The sequence below is a fragment of the Klebsiella sp. 141198 genome (genome assembly GCF_050600785.1).
Classification (GTDB): Bacteria; Pseudomonadota; Gammaproteobacteria; order Enterobacterales; family Enterobacteriaceae; genus Klebsiella; species Klebsiella aerogenes.
The window spans coordinates 59,837-78,321 of the sequence record NZ_JAQIRM010000002.1; the positions used below are offsets into that span (position 1 = coordinate 59,837).

Consider the following 18,485-nt stretch of genomic DNA (forward strand, 5'->3'; position numbering starts at 1 on the left):
CGAATGCTATTTTCAGGATGTAACTGACTTGCGAGTGAGCTTGAAGTTCCAGGACGCGCCGAGCAACAGGATGATACTGGTTGCCAGAAATACAGCGCGCATTCCTATATGACCTCCAACTACCCCGCCGATTAACGGTCCTATAAACTGACCCGCGAACTGGGCTGCTACTGAATACCCCAGGATGCTGCCAACCATTCCTTCTGGTACGTGATGGCGTATCACAGCCGCAATACAGGGTAGTAATCCGCCCAGAGCAAGCCCCATAAGAAAGCGCAATGCTATTAGCTGCCAGCCGGAGGAGACAAATGCCTGAGGGATCAGCAGTAAACCGGCCGCAGCCAGCGCCAGCGTGATAATGCGTATGTGTCCTATCCTGTCTGCCACCTTTCCGAGCCAAGTGGCGGAAATAATGCTGCCAAGTGCAGCAGCAGCCATTACATATCCTGCAACTTTAGTAATCTGAGAAGAGTCACTTACGAGGGTACGAACATAAACTGTAATAATGGGCTCTATCGACATATTGGCCAGCATCAGTAGCAGACCGGTGCAAAGCATGCAGACAATGACAGAACGATGAGGCAACTGAGACCAACTCACTCGCTTTTTCGCCGCAGCATCTGTATTCGGTTTCACCTCTTCCCGGATGAGAGTGAGGGTCATGATAAAAGCCAGAAATATTAACGCGCCTGCGCAAAAAAACGTGGACCGAATACCAATCAGAGCAGGCAACCAACCGCCGGCAAGTGGGCCAACCAGATTGCCTGCCATAACACCGGATGAAACAATCCCAAGCGCCCAGGCGGCACGCTCTCTGGGTGCCTGGACCGCTATAAGAATGGTTGCGCCAGAGGAATAACCACCAGCCAGGCCAACTAATAATCTCAAACCGACAAGTTGCCAGATATTTGTCACCAGGCCCATAAGTGAAACAGTAATTGCCATACCAAGGCTGGCTCTTACAAGCATAGATTTGCGCCCATACCTGTCGCCAAGCTTCCCCCATACCGGAGCAATCAGACCGGCGGTAACAAATGTGGCGCTGAAGGCCATTCCCGACCACTGGACGATGGCGGCATGCCCTTGAACGCCAAGTTCTTCAACATAAAGTGGCAAAAACGGAAGCATCAGGGTCATGGCGAAAACAGTTGAGAAGGAGCCGATAAAACAGACCAGCAGATTACGCTGCCAGTAACTGTTGTATGATTGCATCATATTGAAACCTTTTTTGGTATACCATTTTGGTATACCATATAGATGAGCCCATTAACTGTCAATTGCCAGGAGAGTATTGCCATCATGAGTCAAGCATCAGAGGTTGAAAACCAGTTAAGAAAAATGATCCTCAGCATGGATATAGGACCAGGAGAAAGACTGACAGAGCGATGGGCCGAGGCAAGTTTTAACGCATCGCGAACGCCAGTTCGTGCTGCACTACAAAAATTGGAATCTGAAGGACTTGTATGTCGTGATGGGCTACGCTGGATCGTTGCACCTATAGACATTAAGGAAATTGAACAACTGAGTATTTATCGGGAGGTTCTGGAAGTAGCCGCTCTTCGCCTGTCAGCTAATATGTTATCTGAAGATGATTTAGATAATCTGGAAGCGTTGTTAGCTACTCACGAGCAGAGTGATATGGAGAGGGACTTAAACGATACCGGAACACAATTTCACCTAAATCTGGCAAAGTTATGCGGCAACTCCTTTATTCTTGACGGTATCAAGGATGCTTTGATTCGATTATCACGAGCTCGCTGGCTGGATAAAGAACCTGATAATCCTGCATGGAAAGAACACTTAGACATTATTTATGCTCTTAGAGAAAAGGATATTGAAAAAGCTGCATTATTACTTTCCTGCCATCTGGCGGAAAGTCGCAATCGCCTATTGGCATCTATCCAGTCAAACCGGCGTAGCCTTCGTGCAAGAGGGATTAATTTAACAACCGAGTAATTCGTTAATCCTATGATTTATATGCAGAAGAATACAATTCAAAAAAGGCGCTCAATGAGCGCCAAACCCCCTACAGGTAATAAATTAATCTAATTCGCTAAATACCTAATTTATTCGTTACCCATGCCCGTGCCTTTTTCACTGTCTCCAAAGGTGGTGCTTTTTCTGGATCCTGTTCGGCTTCAATGATAATCCAACCTTCGTAGGTTGAGTTTTTAAGGAAATGAATAACCGGAGCGTAATTAACTATCCCCTCGCCAGGCACAGTAAACAGGCCTGCTCTTACTGCATTATTGAAGCTCAGGTTATTATTAATGACGTTATCGAGCACTTCACCACGCACATCTTTCAGATGGACATGCGCCACACGGTTGCCATAATTTTCCAGCACCCAGTTGATATCTACTCCTGCCACGGTTGCATGCCCACAGTCCAGGACAATACCGACTAAGTCATTGGTCGCTTTCAGGAAGGCTTTCAACTCATCGTCGGTTTCAACAACCATCATCAGATGGTGATGATAAGCCAGGCGTAAACCATAGTTCTCCAATAAAGAGACGGCCAACTTATTCACTTTTTCAGCGTACTGAGGCAGATCAATATGCCCTAAGGCAGGAGATTTCGACAGAGGCTCATCGAGTGGCGTGAGCCCGGGCATTGCGCCGCACTCACCATATACCATGACTTTTGCGCCCATTGATTTCAGCAACATGGCATGATCGTGTACCGCAGCTAACTCCTCCTCAAAACTGCGTTCAGCCATCAGGCCATTATACCAACCGGATGCAAGCTTCAGCTTTGCCTGATTCAGTACTGGCTCTAGAGTGTCAATGGTTCGCGGAAACTTTCGGCCAAGCTCAATTCCTTCATAGCCCGCCTCTGCCGCTTCTGCCAGACAGGTTTCCAGCGGGATATCACCACCGAGATCTTCCAGTACATCGTTAGTCCAGGAGAGCGGGCTAACGCCAACATGAATACGTGTTGATATGTTCATCGTTCTATCCTTCACAATAAATGCATCGCTTCCTGAGCTGTTTAGAAGCGATGCAAAATGAGCCCCTAAGGATGTTGACTCTTATAGCGTGAACGCTTCGCGGAAAGCTTCAAGCGCGATGACAGAATCACCCGATGCCCAACCTTCCATTGCGACCACACCTTGATAGTTAATCCCTTTCAACGCGCGGGCTACAGCCTTATAGTTAATCTCACCGGTGCCCGGCTCCTTACGACCAGGAACATCGGCAATCTGAATTTCACCGATATGTTTCTCACATTTGCGGATAAGCTCGACCAGGTTACCTTCACCGATCTGCGCGTGATAAATATCCAGATTCATTTTCAGATATGGGCTGTTCACCGCACTCACCAGGGCCATTGTGTCCTCTGCTTTAGCGAAAGGTGTTCCCGGATGATCAACGGCCGTGTTCAGGTTTTCCAAAGTGAATACCTTACCTGCTTTCTCCCCCATAGCGGCAAGGGCATCCAGCGTCCTCTTGGCTTTCAGCCACATTTCACCCGTTACAATTTCAACTGGCTTCACCGGCAGACCAACATTGTTCAGTCCTGTGCCGTGCAAGTTGAGAGACGGGCAGCTAAGGCGGCGAGCGGCCTCAAGTGACTGACTTGCGCTGGAAAGCAGATGATCAATTTCTTCATCATCGGTCAGGTTGCCAGAGATGTAGCCTGTCATTGAGGTAAAGCGAGCACCGGTTTTCACCAGCGCATCAATATCTTTTTGGGTCCAGTCCCATATCTCCACGCCAAAACCCATGGCGTGAATGCGTTCAACGCGCTCAATGAATGGCAGATCCAGGAATACCATTTCAGCACAGACCGACAGTGAGTAATTAGACATGTTTTAATCCTTAGAGCTTAATCGGCTGAGACTGTTGAACTGATGCGATACATGCCAGCGCGACTTCCAATGCGTTACGCGCATCTTCACCGGTCGCTTTCGGGGTGGCGCCCGTTGCAACGCAACGTACGAAGTCGGTCACTTCGGCAACATAGGCATCATGAAGCAGGTCGGTATCACGACGCGCTGTGTCAATGGATATACCGTCTGCGGTATAACGCACGCAGTTGTTCACATTGATATTTCCTGCCTGTAACATCCCTTTACTACCGAAGACCTCACCACGAACGTCATAGCCATACACTGCCTGGAAGTTTGCTTCAGCAGTGGCGAACGCGCCATTGTCGAAGCAAATATTCACAACAGCAGTATCCAGCAGACCACGATCTTTAAAATCGGGGCGCACTAATGCATCGGCAACCGCATAAACGCGGGTGGGTTTCGCCCCCGGATTAAGGTGCAGCAGGATGTCAAAATCGTGGATCAGTGTTTCAAGGAAAATGGTCCAGTGTGGGATTGGCGTAGGATCGCCCAAACCAGGATCGCGAGTCGTTGAGCGCAACAGTTGTGGCACGCCAATTTTTCCTGCTTTTATCTCTTCATACGCTGCAGCAAAACCACTCACGAATCGACGGTTGAAACCTACCTGTAGAGCAACTCCAGTTGTTTTAGCCGCATTAATGGCTTTATCTGCATCTTCCAGGGTGACAGCCATAGGCTTCTCACAAAATACACCTTTGCCCGCTTTGGCTGCGGCGACGACCAGTTCAGCGTGGGTACGCGCAGGAGATGCGATCACAACGGCATCGATTTCAGGATCGTTCAGCAGATCCTGTGGATCGGTATACGATTTTTTTGCACCCAATCTGGCGGCCAGTTTCTCGGCGGCACCCGGTACCGGGTCGGCAACGGCAATCAGAGTTGCGCCCGGTACGCGTTGAGCAACTGTTTCACCATGAAAGCTGCCCATACGACCTGCGCCAATAAGACCGATGCGTACAATGTTTTTAACTGACATCTCATTCTCCTTAGATATAGGGTATTGGTTAATTATTTTTGCGAAACAGATTTTGGCGTGACGAGCATCGCCTGCACGCCGCCAAAACGACGGGATTTTGAAAGCATTAACGGTTCTATATGTTCCAGCGAAACACCTTTGGTTTCCGGCAGGAAACGTCCAACAAACCAGAAAGCGATAATGCTGAATCCGCTGCATAACAGCAGAGGGAAAGCCCCATGGAAGTGCTCCATCAATACAGGATTACGGTTCATCATCGGGAAGCTCTGAGTAACGATGAAGTTCGAAATCCACAGGGAGCAAAACGCATAACCCATGGCAACGGCACGCATGCGATTAGGGAAGATCTCAGAAATCAGCAACCAGGCTCCGAGGCTCCAGGACATACCAAACACAAAAATAAATCCGACTAAGCCGACGACCGGAAGATACCCTTTTGCTTCACTCATAAAGGCCCATGAGGTGAATAACAGGAATGCGGCACAGCCCAATGCCCCCCAGCGCAGCAACGGGATTCGTCCGACGCGGTCAAAGGCCACCAGCGCAATACTCACACCAGCCAATAGTGCGAGGCCGAGAAAAATACTCTGAAAGAGGGAATCCTGTGTGTTTCCGGTAACGTTTTGTAGAAGTGAGGGCGCAAAGTACATCAGGATATTGATGCCGGAAACCTGCTGTAATACGGCGATAGCGCAGCCTATCCACAGGATGTAAGACGATTTTTTATCCCGCAGAATGCCATGAGATGTTGGTGTACTCTGCAAAGCAGAATCGGTGGCGATGGAGGTACGAATTTCAGCATATAAGCGCTCGGCATGTCCTGAGTTGGACAGCGAGGTCAGTACCTTGAGTGACTTTTCTTTCTGGTTGCGCATCGCATACCAGCGTGGCGATTCCGGCATAAAGAAAGCCATTACAAGGAATAGCACGCAGGGAATGAGGGCAGATGCCAGCATCCAACGCCAGCCCATAGACACCACCCATTCATGCGCCATTCCTCTGGCAATCAGGTAATTTACGATATAAACCACTAATTGGCCCCCTACCATCAGCATCTGCTGCATTCCCAGCATCCGCCCGCGAAGGTCTTTCGGGGATACTTCCGCGATATAGAGGGGGGTTACAGCTGATGCCATGCCCACTGCCAATCCGCCAATCATGCGGTAGACAACGAACCAGGTAAGATCATTGGCTAATGCCGACCCGATAGCTGAAATGGTGAACAGAATAGCGGTGACGATCAAGGTTGCTTTGCGGCCAAAACGGTCGGTGAAACGTCCAACCCCCCAAGCCCCCGCAATACAACCCAGAATGACGTTTGACACTGCCCATCCGCTTTCCGCAGGTGAGAGAGACAAATGTTCAGTAAGCGGATCTATGACGCCAGAAATAACGGAAGCATCGTAACCGAGGATGATCCCGCTGATAGATGCGATGGCACATATAAATATGAGGTAAGGCACGTTGTGCTTTCGTATAGACATTTCATTTTACTCCATATTGGTTTTTATAGTTTATGTCTTTGTAGGGAGACACAGTTCTAATAGCAACAGACGTGCCAAAACACATCTCGATGTTTCATAAAGAAATAAAAATAGATAACGATCACAATGTGTTCATAAAAAAGACACAATGACACAACATGTATATAGAATGAACACATTAAATTAAATCGAGAATGAAATAGATGAGCCAAAGCATTAGTGATATCTGGGATGAAGAATGCGAGCGGATCGCCCGGCTTAACCATGAACAAGGTTTTGCTCACTACACCGATGAGCTGAATAGAGCCTGGGCAGACTTCGAAAAGGGGGAAAAACCGGAAGGACTACGCTCTGTTATTCATGCTTCATGGCTACGCAGCCATACCGATGGCATAGATGCTTATAACTTCGAATATCAATTTTGCGAACAGGGAGAACTGCGCAGAATCATGGCGCGAAATTCACTACTGATTTCCATCGCTCGTGAGATCATGCGTAACCTGCTTGCCTACAACCCCGATGGGCATATTAACCTGACAGATGCTAACGGCGTGACCCTGCATTATTGTGGCCAGGACTTGACGCCGATCGGTAGTATTCTTTGCGAGACGGTACAAGGTACAAACTGTACTGGGCGGTGTCTTAAAGAGAACAGGCTGGTCTATTTACTGAGCTCTGAGAACTATAAAGAAGCGCTACGCGTACGAGGCAAACATTGCGCGGCTGCTCCCATCAGAGATGAAAACGGTGCAATGCTTGGCATTCTGACCCTTACTGCTAATCCGGATTGTTTCCATTACCATACGTTAGGCACCGTTCAGGCTGCCGCAGAAGCGATATCCCAGCAACTTATTCTGCGTCGTTTGGTTAATGAGCAGGAGTCGGTGATGGAATCACTTAATGAAGGGGTTTTGGTTATCAGCGAGCTGGGATTAATTCGTCAGTTAAATTGCTATGCCCGTAACGTATTAGGTATTCAGGAAGATGTCCTTTATCGCGATGTTGACGAAGTATTATGCCCAGAAGGATGTTCAGTAAAAGATTTGCCAGCCAGCAAAGATCGTAATATTACGTTCTGCCCCGCATCTGATTCCCGTATTTCATGTGTGATCTCTGTTGTCATCACGCCTGAAGGTGGTCGGGTGATTTCGATGCGTGACAATCGACGCGTACGCGATATGGCTCATCGTGTTATTGGTAGTAACGCCATCTACAACTTCGATATGATTCTCGGTGAGTCACGTGTGATGCAGGATACACGTAATAAGGCCCGAACCGTCGGGCGAAGTGATAGTACAGTCCTTCTAACTGGCGAAAGCGGAACAGGAAAAGAGCTTTTTGCTCAGTCAATTCATAACGGTAGTCATCGTAATTCAGGACCGTTTCTCGCGGTTAATTGTGGTGCTATTCCCCGAGATCTCGTACAGAGTGAATTATTTGGCTATGAGGATGGCGCATATACAGGTTCTAAACGGGGTGGCGCAGCGGGGAAATTCGAGCTTGCTGATGGTGGTACACTATTTCTGGATGAAATAGGCGATATGCCACTTGAAGCGCAGGCCAGCCTTTTGAGAGTCTTGCAAGAAGGTGAAGTGTTGCGTATTGGGGGCAAACGCCCGATGAAGGTTAACGTCAGAATTATTGCGGCGACCAACCGGGATCTGAAAAAAGATATCGATCATGGATCATTTCGCCGTGACCTCTATTTCAGACTTAATGTTATTAGCTTGCCCATTCCGCCATTAAGAGCAAGAAAAGAAGACCTAAAAGAGCTTGTAGAATGGTTTTGTGAAAAAATCTGTCGAGCACTCAATCGAAACCGCGTGAAATTTTCAGATTCAGCTCTCAGTCTTATGGAAAACTACGACTGGCCAGGTAATGTGAGAGAACTAGAGAACATCGTCGAACGAACAATTAACCTCACTGAAAATGGTGTAATAACTGATAAAGACCTACCCGAGGAATTACAGACTTCCATTTCTGGCGCCCTGGCTCTACATGATGCACGCACAAAAAACTATAACCTTAAAGATAGCGAAAAAATGATTATTGAACGTTGCCTGATGGAGAAAAAAGGTAATCTGAGGCAGGTTGCTATCGCACTTAATCTCTCACGTGGTGCACTTTACAATAAATTAAAGCGTTACGATATTGAGGCAAATGAATATCGAAAACTCAATCCTGAGTGTTGAATATTTATTCAAATTTTAGAGGATCTCCTTACTCAACTCACTTTAAGTAAATCGGCATATCATGCCGTATACCATGGTTATGAACTCACGCACGCTGCGCCCAAACCGGTCCAGTTTCCGGACTACCGGCGCATATTTTGCTCGAATTAGTGCTTTTTCTGCTACTCCACAACGACCTGCCGTCTCGGATCAAGCCTTTCTGTTAACCAACCCCTGAACCGCTATCTACGTTCCCGGGCAAAAGCTATGGAGGTGGTCGGATAATCACCAATCGTTAGCTGAGCGGCTTTCCCGTTCCATCTGTAGCGGTAAAACAATGTTATACTGCCGAGTGTAGACAACCTGACAATCAGACCATGTGCGTCTGAAATGACTGCGATTTGGTCTCTTTTTTGCCATAAGCTTTTCTTAATTTTGTGTCGGTAAGCAATGTGTACCTCCCGGAAGAAGATATACACATCAACACACAGATTTTGCGGAAGTAGATAACCTTCTGATCAATGCAGAACACACAAAAGTTAAACGTTCCATGCTGGCAAAGCGTTGGTACTAGCGGGATTATTGAAAAGACATAAAGCATGACTAACAAACTTAAAACGGATTCATATGCCCTACGATAGCGTCTATCTCGAAAAGCGCCCGCCGGGCGCATTGCGCACCGTATGGCGTAAGTTCTACGGCGATACCACCGCGATGATTGGTTTATACGGCTGCGGCGCGCTGGTGCTGCTATGCGTATTCGGCGGCTGGTTCGCGCCCTATGGCATCGATCAGCAGTTCCTTGGCTACCAGCTGCTGCCGCCCTCATGGTCGCGCTACGGTGAAGTGTCGTTCTTCCTCGGCACCGACGACCTTGGCCGCGACGTATTGAGTCGACTACTCAGCGGCGCGGCGCCGACCGTCGGCGGCGCCTTTGTGGTCACGCTCGGCGCCGCGCTGTTCGGCCTGGTGCTTGGCGTGATTGCTGGTTCCACCCATGGTTTACGTTCAGCGGTAATGAACCATATTCTCGACACCCTGCTATCGATTCCGTCGCTGCTGCTGGCGATTATCGTCGTCGCTTTCGCCGGACCGCATCTTAGCCATGCGATGTTCGCCGTCTGGCTGGCTCTGCTGCCGCGCATGGTGCGTTCGGTCTACAGCATGGTGCACGATGAACTGGAAAAAGAGTATGTGATTGCCGCCCGCCTCGACGGCGCTTCCACGCTCAATATTCTCTGGTTTGCGGTTCTGCCTAATATTACCGCCGGGCTGGTCACCGAAATTACCCGCGCGCTGTCGATGGCGATCCTCGACATTGCCGCGCTCGGTTTTCTCGACCTCGGCGCCCAGCTACCCTCTCCGGAATGGGGCGCCATGCTCGGCGACGCGCTGGAACTGATTTACGTCGCTCCCTGGACGGTCATGTTGCCGGGGGCGGCCATTATGATAAGCGTACTGCTCATTAATCTGCTGGGCGACGGTATTCGCCGCGCAATTATTGCCGGGGTCCAATAATGCCGTTACTGGATATACGTAATCTCACCATTGAGTTTAAAACCAACGAAGGCTGGGTAAAGGCCGTCGATAGGGTCAGCCTGACGCTGGCTGAAGGTGAAGTCCGTGGTCTGGTGGGGGAATCAGGTTCCGGCAAAAGCTTAATCGCCAAGGCGATTTGCGGCGTCACTAAAGATAACTGGCGGGTCACCGCCGACCGTATGCGTTTTGATGATATCGATCTGCTGCGCCTGTCTAACCGCGAGCGCCGCAAACTGATTGGCCACAACGTATCGATGATCTTCCAGGAGCCGCAATCCTGTCTCGATCCTTCCGAGCGTATTGGGCTGCAGTTGATGCAAAATATCCCCGGCTGGACCTTTAAAGGCCACTGGTGGCAACGCTTTGGCTGGCGCAAGCGCCGCGCCATCGAACTGCTGCACCGGGTGGGGATTAAAGATCACAAAGATATTATGCGCAGCTTCCCCTACGAACTGACCGACGGCGAATGTCAGAAGGTTATGATCGCCATCGCGCTTGCCAACCAGCCGCGCTTGCTGATTGCTGATGAACCCACTAATGCCATGGAACCGACTACTCAGGCGCAGATTATTCGCCTGCTGACCCGGCTCAACCAGAACAACAACACCACTATTTTGCTGATCAGTCACGATATGCAAATGCTCAGCAAATGGGCGGATAAAATTAACGTCATGTATTGCGGGCAGACGGTGGAAACCGCGCCGAGCGAAGAGCTGGTGACCATCCCTCATCACCCCTACACTCAAGCGCTGATTCGCGCGATCCCGGACTTCGGCAGCTCAATGCCGCATAAAAGCAGGCTGAATACCCTGCCCGGCGCCATTCCGCTGTTGGAACAACTGCCGATCGGCTGTCGGCTGGGGCCGCGCTGTCCCTATGCGCAACGCGAGTGTATCGTCACGCCGCGTTTGACCGGCGCGCGTAATCATCTGTACGCCTGTCATTTCCCGCTGAACATGGAGAAAGAGTGAAATGGTCGAAACATTGCTGGAAGTTCGCAATCTGAGTAAGACCTTTCGCTATCGTACCGGCTGGTTCCACCGTCAGACGGTAGAGGCGGTGAAGCCGCTGAGCTTTACCCTGCGCGAGCGTCAGACGCTGGCAATTATTGGTGAAAACGGCTCCGGTAAATCAACGCTGGCCAAAATGCTGGCCGGGATGGTTGAGCCAACCACCGGTGAACTGTTGATTGACGACCATCCGCTGGAGTTTGGCGACTACTCATTCCGCAGCCAGCGTATTCGTATGATTTTTCAGGATCCCTCGACCTCGCTTAACCCGCGTCAGCGTATTTCGCAGATCCTCGATTTCCCGCTGCGCCTCAATACCGATCTTGAACCAGAAGCCCGGGAAAAGCAGATTATCGAGACGATGCGCATGGTGGGTCTGCTACCTGACCACGTCAGCTACTATCCGCATATGCTGGCGCCTGGGCAAAAACAACGCCTGGGTCTTGCTCGTGCCTTGATCCTGCGTCCGAAAGTGATTATCTGCGATGAGGCGCTGGCCTCGTTGGATATGTCAATGCGCTCGCAGCTAATCAACCTGATGCTGGAACTACAGGAAAAACAGGGAATATCCTACATCTACGTAACTCAGCATCTGGGGATGATGAAGCACATCAGCGATCAGGTGCTGGTGATGCATGAGGGCGAAGTGGTTGAGCGCGGAAGCACTGCTGATGTACTGGCCTCGCCTCTGCATGATCTGACCAAGCGGCTGATCGCCGGCCATTTTGGCGAAGCGCTGACTGCCGACGCCTGGCGAAAAGATGGCAAATAGCGTTAACTTTCCTTCAGGGGCGGCATAATAGCCGCCCCTACCCTTTATGACTGCGGGAACACGCTCTGCGCCGGTAATGGTCGGCGGTCAAAGCGGCGCAGCGCAAAATACAACCATCCTGTACCTACCCAGCCGATAATCCATGACACATCATTGCCGGCGAATATCCACGTCAGCGAACCATGGAACAGCGGGTTCTCAATAAACGGCAGTTGAATAAGCACGCCAATGATATAAATGGTAATGGCATACAGATTCCAGAAACCATAGCGCTGATGCGGGTCGCTAAGCGCCGGAATATCGACCGCGCCTTTAGAGATAATGTAGTAATCGGTCAGACTGATGGCGCTCCAGGGAACGAAAAAAGCCAGCAGGAATAACAGGAAATGGGTGAAGTGTTTTAAGAAAGCTGGCTCACTGAGCAGCGCGATAATACACGAAGCCGCGACCATCAGGACGACGAAAGCGACACGGCATTTCTGCGACAATGCCGTCTGGCGACGGAAACCGGAAACAATGGTGGTCAGAGACATAAAACTGCCGTAGGCGTTAAGCGTCGTGAAGGTGATTTTGCCAAAGCAAATAGCAAAGTAGATGACCATCGCCATCACCTGGCTTTTACCCAATCCCACCAGATAACTCACTTCATGACCGGGGAAAGCGCTGCCGGCAATCGCGGCGGTAAATACCCCTAGCGTCATGGATGTCTGGGTTCCTAATACGGTACCGAAAAATACCGAGCAGAACGTTTTCGTTGCCGATACATTGCGTGGCAGGTAGCGCGAATAGTCGGACACATACGGGCAGAACGCGATTTGCCACGACGATGACAGCGACACGGCCAGCAGGAACATCGGCAGGGAGAAATGGTTATTTTGCGCCAGGGCCGTGAGATCCGCCGACATCAGTAGCGTAACGAACATATAAACAAAAGCCAGAATGCCGATAATGCTCGCCAGTTTACCCAGCTTATGAATCACCTTATAACCCAGTACCGCAATAACAATAATAATCGCGCTGAATAGCAGCATGCCGGCAACGTTGCTGATACTTAACAGTTTTGCCATCGCCTGCCCGGCCAGTACGGTACCGCTGGCGGAGAAGCCAACATACATGACGCAGACCAGTACCAGCGGCACTACCGCGCCAAAGACGCCAAACTGGGCGCGGCTGATTATCATCTGCGGCAAACCCAGCCGCGGTCCCTGCAGGGCATGCAGCGACATCACCGCCGCCCCCAACACCTGTCCAAGAAGAAGGCCTATCAGCGACCACACCACGTCGCCGCCCAGCACCACGGCTAAAGCGCCGGTGACAATAGCGGTAATTTGCAGGTTGCCGCCAAACCACAGAGTAAACTGGCTAAACGGATGCCCATGCCTCTCGCGTTCGGGAATGTAATCAATCGACCGCGTTTCCTTTAATCCTGCCTCATTACTTTTTGGTTGCCCGTCTGTAGACGAAAAAGAAGACATAGGTACCTCGCTATTATTATTTCATTGACTCCCCATCTGACCGATCCTGTATATACAAGCATTGACAACTGCCCGCACCGCACGCATCCTATTTTTGTGATGAATATGTAAATTCTTTGTATTGCAAAAAGTAACAAAACCATAACAATAACGTTGATTAACGCCTGCGCAGGCAGAGCTTAACGAGGTGTACCGCTCATGATCGTTCCCGTCCAACTATCCACTCTGCCCGTCACACCCTGGAAAAATGGCGCTGGCGAGACCCGTGAGATAGTCTGTGTACCTTCTCCTGATGCCCCTTTTTTGTGGCGAGCCAGCATTGCCACCCTACAAAATGATGGTCCGTTTTCCTGCTTTCCCGGCGTCGATCGTGTCATTACCCTACTGACCGGGCAGCCGCTGCGCCTGAAAGGCGAAGCTATCGATTACCCTTTAGCGCTGTGGCAACCCTGGGCTTTTGCCGGCGAGTGGCCGCTGCGTAGCGAAGGGATCCGCGAGCGCGGTCTCGACTTTAATATCATGACCCAGCGCAGTCGCGCCGCCGCCGAGGTTCGGGTCGTGAACGATGTACAGACTCCCGGCGACGAAGGCGTCGCGTGGGTATTACAGGGTCGCTGGCAACTTGGTGAACGGCAATGTGAAGCGCAATCGGGTATTTTCTGGCATCAGCAAGCGCCGGGCGAACTCGCGCCGCTCACGACAGACGCCCTACTGTTACTCACCACGATCGTGCGCCGTTAACCGCAGAAATATCGGTAACGCGTCGTGATCTCACGGTAAAACGTAGTGATTATCCGGTGATATACTGGAGTGAGCGCATTTGTCCTTACGCGCTGCGTTGCGATAGGCGGCACAAAAAATCGTGACACAAGGGGTCTTCAGTGGGATATAATTCCTGGCTAAATTTGAGTTATTTTGAAATAACAACGTTAACCGTTTGATTGTTAGAGTAAAAATAAGCAATAACGATAAGGATTAAAGCTATGGGTTTTCTTTCCGGTAAGCGCATTCTGATCACTGGCGTGGCCAGTAAACTGTCCATCGCCTACGGTATTGCGCAAGCAATGCACCGTGAAGGGGCTGAACTGGCATTCACCTATCAGAACGAAAAACTGAAAGGCCGCGTAGAAGAGTTTGCTGCTGCGTTGGGTTCTAACATTGTGCTGCCGTGCGACGTGGCTGAAGACGAAAGCATCACCGCGCTGTTCACTGAACTTGAAAAAGTATGGCCGAAATTTGATGGTTTCGTGCACTCTATCGGTTATGCGCCAGCTGACCAGTTAGATGGCGACTATGTTAATGCCGTCACCCGCGAAGGTTTCAAAATCGCCCACGACATCAGCGCCTACAGCTTCGTGGCGATGGCAAAAGCCTGCCGCTCAATGCTGAACCCGGACTCCGCGCTGCTGACCCTTTCCTATCTGGGCGCTGAGCGCGCGATCCCGAACTATAACGTTATGGGTCTGGCAAAAGCGTCTCTGGAAGCCAACGTCCGCTATATGGCGAACGCGATGGGTCCGGAAGGTATTCGTGTTAACGCCATCTCTGCGGGTCCGATCCGCACCCTGGCGGCATCCGGTATCAAAGATTTCCGTAAAATGCTGGCGCACTGCGAAGCGGTCACCCCGATCCGTCGCACCGTCACCATCGAAGACGTCGGCAACAGCGCGGCCTTCCTGTGCTCTAACCTGTCTGCGGGCATCTCCGGTGAAGTCGTTCACGTTGACGGCGGTTTCAGCATCGCTGCGATGAACGAACTGGAACTGAAATAAGTTCCCTATCCTCCTCACCCCGGTGAGGAGGATCTCTCTCCCTTCTCTGCTTACGCTTCTCTTCTGTTATTCCAATCCGCTATTTATTAGTACGTATCAATATTTTCTCCTGCTTCAGGGTTACGCCAGGATAGTTGTGCAAAGAGGTACCGCGAAACGGCGGTTCGCCACCTACCGAACAAGGAACGCCCATGGAGCAACGCCGCGTGTATGGCAAAAACCACTGGTATCACGAGACCCAGTCAACCAATAGCCCGGTCGAGGTTCTTCCTCTGGTCCCGGAGGCCGCTGACGTTGATGACCGTTTTTTGCTCGATCTGCCACTCGCAGCCGATCTTAGCCACCCTCATGAAGGCTGGCTGGCGCCCGCGCGTCAGTTGGCAAAGGTACTTTTCCCGGACAGCGTCACGGTCACCCGATTACAAACCTTTAATGCCTACGACCGTCTCAGCACGGCCCTGACCGTCGCTCAGGTCTACGGCGTACAGCGCTTGTGTAACCACTACGCCGCGCGTCTGGCGCCGTTACCGGGCCCAGACTCTTCACGAGAGAGTAATCACCGGCTGGCGCAGATAACCCAGTACGCCCGCCAGTTAGCCAGTTCCCCTTCTGTTATCAACGAGGTCTCCCGCCGTCAGCTTGATGAGGTAGGACTGACCAGCCGCGATATTGTGTTAATTAACCAAATTATTGGCTTCGTGGGTTTTCAGGCCCGCGCGGTGGCCGCATTTCAGGCCGCGCTCGGCCAGCCGGTACGCTGGCTTCCAGGTATGCCGCAGCAGGATGATGCCCCGGCAGAACGCTTTACTGATGTTACCGGAGAGTGGTCACTGGATATCGATGATGCCGACCTGCGTTACGCCAATGATGACAGGCAAGCCAGGCTCGCCGCATGGCACCGTCATCCCGGCCTGCAGCCTCTCGCCCCCCTTCTGGCAACGGATGAAGGCGCGTTGGCACTGCTGCATCAACTGCTGAATCAACTGGATAACTCTGCGCAGCCCTTAAGCGCAATGGCGGCATTGCTGGCGGCGCGAATCAACGGCAGCGTCAGCTGTTTTAACGCCTGGGCCGCGCGCTGGACAGGTGACAACGGATTGTTGCAGGCATTGCGCGGCGATGAACGAATGATTCAGCACTGGGCGCAAAGCCATTCTTTGGAACACGTTTTCCTGCAGGCGGCGCAGCTATTGACTCGTGCGCCGGACCGTTTTAGCGCCGCGCAGCTAACTCCCCTCACTGAATATGGGCTTTCCCGCGTTGAGGCTATCGATCTGCTGGCGTGGTGCGGCCTGTGCGGCTGGCTGAATCGGCTTAAAGTCGCCCTCGGCGAGGTACGTCAAGCGACGTAAAATGCTGAAACAGCGCTTGCTGAGGCAGGCATATTCGCGTAAAAATGTCAGCCGCTCTTTTAGCCACGAAAAAACCTAATTATGTTTCAGGACAACCCGCTGCTAGCGCAGCTTAAACAGCAATTGCATTCCCAGACCCCGCGCGTTGAAGGGGTCGTTAAAGGTACGGAAAAAGGTTTTGGCTTCCTCGAAGTCGACTCGCAGAAAAGCTACTTCATTCCGCCGCCGCAAATGAAAAAAGTGATGCATGGCGATCGTATTATCGCTGTGGTCCATACGGAAAAAGAACGTGAAAGCGCCGAGCCGGAAGAGCTGGTTGAGCCTTTCCTGACCCGTTTTGTCGGCAAAGTGCAGAAAAAAGACGATCGTCTGTCTATTGTTCCTGATCATCCGCTGCTGAAAGACGCCATCCCTTGCCGCGCCGCGCGTGGCGTAGAACACGATTTCAAACAGGGTGACTGGGCGGTGGCTGAAATGCGTCGCCATCCGCTGAAAGGCGACCGCGGTTTCTATGCCGAATTAACGCAATTCATCACCTTTAGCGACGATCATTTCGTGCCGTGGTGGGTGACGCTGGCGCGTCATAACCTGGAAAAAGAAGCGCCGAATGGCGTTGCCACCGAGATGCTCGATGAAGGACTGGAACGTCGCGATTTGACGGCGCTTGAGTTTGTAACCATCGACAGCGCCAGCACCGAAGATATGGACGACGCGCTGTTTGTAGAGCGCGCCGACGACGGTAAACTTCTGCTGACCGTCGCTATCGCCGATCCGACAGCGTGGATTGCCGAGGGCAGCAAACTGGACAACGCGGCGAAAATTCGCGCCTTCACCAACTATCTGCCGGGCTTTAATATCCCGATGCTGCCGCGCGAACTGTCTGACGATTTGTGCTCGCTGCGCGCCAACGAAGTGCGTCCGGTACTCGCCTGCCGCATGACTCTGGCGGCTGACGGCGCTATTGAAGATAATATCGAATTCTTCGCCGCGACCATCGAATCTAAAGCCAAACTGGCTTATGACGACGTCTCCAACTGGCTGGAAAATATCGGCTCATGGCAGCCTGCTGATGACGCTATCGCGCAGCAAATCAAACTGCTGCAGGAAGTCTGCCTGCGCCGCAGCGAATGGCGTCAAACCCACGCCCTGGTGTTCAAAGACCGCCCTGATTATCGCTTCGTGTTGGGTGAGAAAGGTGAAGTGCTGGATATCGTTGCCGAACCGCGCCGCATCGCCAACCGCATTGTTGAAGAGTCAATGATTGCCGCTAATATCTGCGCGGCACGCGTGCTGCGCGATAACCTGGGCTTTGGCGTCTATAACGTGCATACCGGTTTCGACCCAGCTAACACCGAGCAACTGGCCGCGCTGCTGAAAACGCACGATGTACACGTCGATCCGCTGGAAGTCCTGACACTGGACGGTTTCTGTAAACTGCGCCGCGAACTGGATGCTCAGCCTTCAGGTTTCCTCGATAGCCGCATCCGTCGCTTCCAGTCGTTCGCGGAGATCAGTACCGAGCCGGGCCCGCACTTCGGCCTTGGCCTGGAAGCTTACGCCACCTGGACTTCGCCAATCCGTAAATACGGCGATATGATCAACCACCGTCTGTTAAAGGCCATCATTAAAGGCGAGACCATTGGTCGCCCGCAGGATGATATCACCGTGCAGATGGCGGAACGTCGTCGTCTGAACCGTATGGCGGAACGTGACGTCGCAGATTGGCTGTATGCTCGCTTCCTCAACGATAAAGCCGGAACCGATACCCGCTACGCGGCAGAAATCATTGATGTCAGCCGCGGCGGCATGCGCGTGCGCCTGGTCGATAACGGCGCTGTCGCCTTTATTCCGGCACCTTTCCTGCACGCGGTGCGCGATGAACTGGTCTGCAGCCAGGAGAACGGAACCGTACAGATTAAAGGTGAAGTGGTTTATAAAGTCACCGATGTTATCGACGTGACTATCGCTGAAGTTCGTATGGAAACCCGCAGCGTCATCGCCCGTCCGGCGGCGTAACGCTTTTATGGCCCCTGCCCAGGGGCCATGCATTTCTCGTTTTGAGTGAATATCGCCAGCTGCGC

15 protein-coding genes and 1 pseudogene are annotated in these 18,485 nt (G+C 51.6%); 9 read left to right on the forward strand and 7 right to left on the reverse strand.

The genetic code is table 11. The features are described from left to right. Nucleotides 1-12 precede the first annotated feature (12 nt). A complete protein-coding gene (locus PGR10_RS05625; RefSeq protein WP_020078597.1) occupies nt 13-1,215 on the reverse strand; it encodes an MFS transporter in 1,203 nt (400 codons plus the stop codon). An 84-nt stretch (nt 1,216-1,299) separates the two neighbouring features. On the opposite strand from PGR10_RS05625, the gene PGR10_RS05630 reads away from it, so the two are divergent. After that, a complete protein-coding gene (locus PGR10_RS05630) occupies nt 1,300-1,956 on the forward strand; it encodes a GntR family transcriptional regulator (protein ID WP_020078596.1) in 657 nt (218 codons plus the stop codon). A gap of 97 nt (nt 1,957-2,053) precedes the next feature. Here the strand turns inward: PGR10_RS05630 and iolE are convergent, their stop codons facing one another. The 4 genes from iolE to PGR10_RS05650 form a co-directional block, all read right to left on the reverse strand. Then, nucleotides 2,054-2,950, reverse strand: a complete 897-nt coding sequence (gene iolE, locus PGR10_RS05635; protein ID WP_430923148.1) for a myo-inosose-2 dehydratase — start codon at nt 2,948-2,950, stop codon at nt 2,054-2,056. An 81-nt stretch (nt 2,951-3,031) separates the two neighbouring features. Beyond that, nucleotides 3,032-3,811: a TIM barrel protein gene (locus PGR10_RS05640; protein WP_430923149.1), complete on the reverse strand. Its 780-nt coding sequence runs from the start codon at nt 3,809-3,811 to the stop codon at nt 3,032-3,034. 10 nt (nt 3,812-3,821) lie between these two features. Then, nucleotides 3,822-4,829: a Gfo/Idh/MocA family oxidoreductase gene (locus PGR10_RS05645; RefSeq protein ID WP_430923150.1), complete on the reverse strand. Its 1,008-nt coding sequence runs from the start codon at nt 4,827-4,829 to the stop codon at nt 3,822-3,824. A gap of 32 nt (nt 4,830-4,861) precedes the next feature. Continuing rightward, nucleotides 4,862-6,313: a sugar porter family MFS transporter gene (locus PGR10_RS05650; RefSeq protein WP_430923151.1), complete on the reverse strand. Its 1,452-nt coding sequence runs from the start codon at nt 6,311-6,313 to the stop codon at nt 4,862-4,864. Nucleotides 6,314-6,516: 203 nt separating this feature from the next. Between PGR10_RS05650 and PGR10_RS05655 the strand changes: the two genes are divergently transcribed. Further along, entirely contained in the window at nt 6,517-8,505 is a 1,989-nt protein-coding gene (locus PGR10_RS05655; protein ID WP_430923152.1) for a sigma-54-dependent Fis family transcriptional regulator, read from the forward strand. Nucleotides 8,506-8,729: 224 nt separating this feature from the next. Here the strand turns inward: PGR10_RS05655 and PGR10_RS05660 are convergent. Then, nucleotides 8,730-8,965 (reverse strand): annotated as a pseudogene (locus PGR10_RS05660) (Arm DNA-binding domain-containing protein); the annotation flags it as partial. A gap of 146 nt (nt 8,966-9,111) precedes the next feature. Between PGR10_RS05660 and sapC the strand changes: the two are divergent. Genes sapC through sapF form a run of 3 tightly spaced genes read left to right on the forward strand, consistent with a single transcriptional unit; the run spans nt 9,112 to nt 11,805 of the window. Further along, nucleotides 9,112-10,002 carry a putrescine export ABC transporter permease SapC gene (sapC, locus tag PGR10_RS05665; RefSeq protein ID WP_015366244.1) on the forward strand — a complete coding sequence of 297 codons (891 nt, stop codon included), beginning with the start codon at nt 9,112-9,114 and terminating at the stop codon, nt 10,000-10,002. Then, nucleotides 10,002-10,994 carry a putrescine export ABC transporter ATP-binding protein SapD gene (gene sapD, locus PGR10_RS05670; protein WP_015366243.1) on the forward strand — a complete coding sequence of 331 codons (993 nt, stop codon included), beginning with the start codon at nt 10,002-10,004 and terminating at the stop codon, nt 10,992-10,994. Before sapC ends, sapD begins: the two co-directional genes overlap by 1 nt. A gap of 1 nt (nt 10,995) precedes the next feature. Then, nucleotides 10,996-11,805 (forward strand): peptide ABC transporter ATP-binding protein SapF, encoded by an 810-nt coding sequence (sapF, locus tag PGR10_RS05675; RefSeq protein ID WP_047044986.1) that lies wholly within the window; start codon nt 10,996-10,998, stop codon nt 11,803-11,805. Nucleotides 11,806-11,849: 44 nt separating this feature from the next. On the opposite strand, the gene PGR10_RS05680 is transcribed toward sapF, so the two are convergent. Next, a complete protein-coding gene (locus PGR10_RS05680) occupies nt 11,850-13,280 on the reverse strand; it encodes a purine-cytosine permease family protein (protein WP_113373661.1) in 1,431 nt (476 codons plus the stop codon). 198 nt (nt 13,281-13,478) lie between these two features. On the opposite strand from PGR10_RS05680, the gene PGR10_RS05685 reads away from it, so the two are divergent. The 4 genes from PGR10_RS05685 to PGR10_RS05700 all read left to right on the forward strand — a co-directional run bounded on the left by PGR10_RS05685 (nt 13,479) and on the right by PGR10_RS05700 (nt 18,420). Then, nucleotides 13,479-14,021, forward strand: a complete 543-nt coding sequence (locus PGR10_RS05685) for a HutD/Ves family protein (RefSeq protein ID WP_087859382.1) — start codon at nt 13,479-13,481, stop codon at nt 14,019-14,021. 242 nt (nt 14,022-14,263) lie between these two features. Then, entirely contained in the window at nt 14,264-15,052 is a 789-nt protein-coding gene (fabI, locus tag PGR10_RS05690; protein ID WP_061154898.1) for an enoyl-ACP reductase FabI, read from the forward strand. Nucleotides 15,053-15,243: 191 nt separating this feature from the next. Then, nucleotides 15,244-16,404, forward strand: a complete 1,161-nt coding sequence (locus PGR10_RS05695) for a CMD domain-containing protein (RefSeq protein WP_213794813.1) — start codon at nt 15,244-15,246, stop codon at nt 16,402-16,404. Between the two features lie 81 nt (nt 16,405-16,485). After that, complete coding sequence (locus PGR10_RS05700; protein WP_113373659.1) at nt 16,486-18,420, forward strand: exoribonuclease II; 1,935 nt, start codon at nt 16,486-16,488, stop codon at nt 18,418-18,420. The last annotated feature ends 65 nt before the right edge of the window (nt 18,421-18,485 follow it).

Coding starts and splice junctions, on each gene's coding strand:
- PGR10_RS05695 (WP_213794813.1), top strand. CDS start 15,244: ATGGAGCAACGCCGCGTGTATGGCAAAAACCACTGGTATCACGAGACC.
- PGR10_RS05625 (WP_020078597.1), bottom strand. CDS start 1,215: ATGATGCAATCATACAACAGTTACTGGCAGCGTAATCTGCTGGTCTGT.
- PGR10_RS05700 (WP_113373659.1), top strand. CDS start 16,486: ATGTTTCAGGACAACCCGCTGCTAGCGCAGCTTAAACAGCAATTGCAT.
- sapD (WP_015366243.1), top strand. CDS start 10,002: ATGCCGTTACTGGATATACGTAATCTCACCATTGAGTTTAAAACCAAC.
- PGR10_RS05685 (WP_087859382.1), top strand. CDS start 13,479: ATGATCGTTCCCGTCCAACTATCCACTCTGCCCGTCACACCCTGGAAA.
- PGR10_RS05680 (WP_113373661.1), bottom strand. CDS start 13,280: ATGTCTTCTTTTTCGTCTACAGACGGGCAACCAAAAAGTAATGAGGCA.
- PGR10_RS05645 (WP_430923150.1), bottom strand. CDS start 4,829: ATGTCAGTTAAAAACATTGTACGCATCGGTCTTATTGGCGCAGGTCGT.
- PGR10_RS05630 (WP_020078596.1), top strand. CDS start 1,300: ATGAGTCAAGCATCAGAGGTTGAAAACCAGTTAAGAAAAATGATCCTC.
- PGR10_RS05650 (WP_430923151.1), bottom strand. CDS start 6,313: ATGTCTATACGAAAGCACAACGTGCCTTACCTCATATTTATATGTGCC.
- sapC (WP_015366244.1), top strand. CDS start 9,112: ATGCCCTACGATAGCGTCTATCTCGAAAAGCGCCCGCCGGGCGCATTG.
- PGR10_RS05655 (WP_430923152.1), top strand. CDS start 6,517: ATGAGCCAAAGCATTAGTGATATCTGGGATGAAGAATGCGAGCGGATC.
- fabI (WP_061154898.1), top strand. CDS start 14,264: ATGGGTTTTCTTTCCGGTAAGCGCATTCTGATCACTGGCGTGGCCAGT.
- PGR10_RS05640 (WP_430923149.1), bottom strand. CDS start 3,811: ATGTCTAATTACTCACTGTCGGTCTGTGCTGAAATGGTATTCCTGGAT.
- sapF (WP_047044986.1), top strand. CDS start 10,996: ATGGTCGAAACATTGCTGGAAGTTCGCAATCTGAGTAAGACCTTTCGC.
- iolE (WP_430923148.1), bottom strand. CDS start 2,950: ATGAACATATCAACACGTATTCATGTTGGCGTTAGCCCGCTCTCCTGG.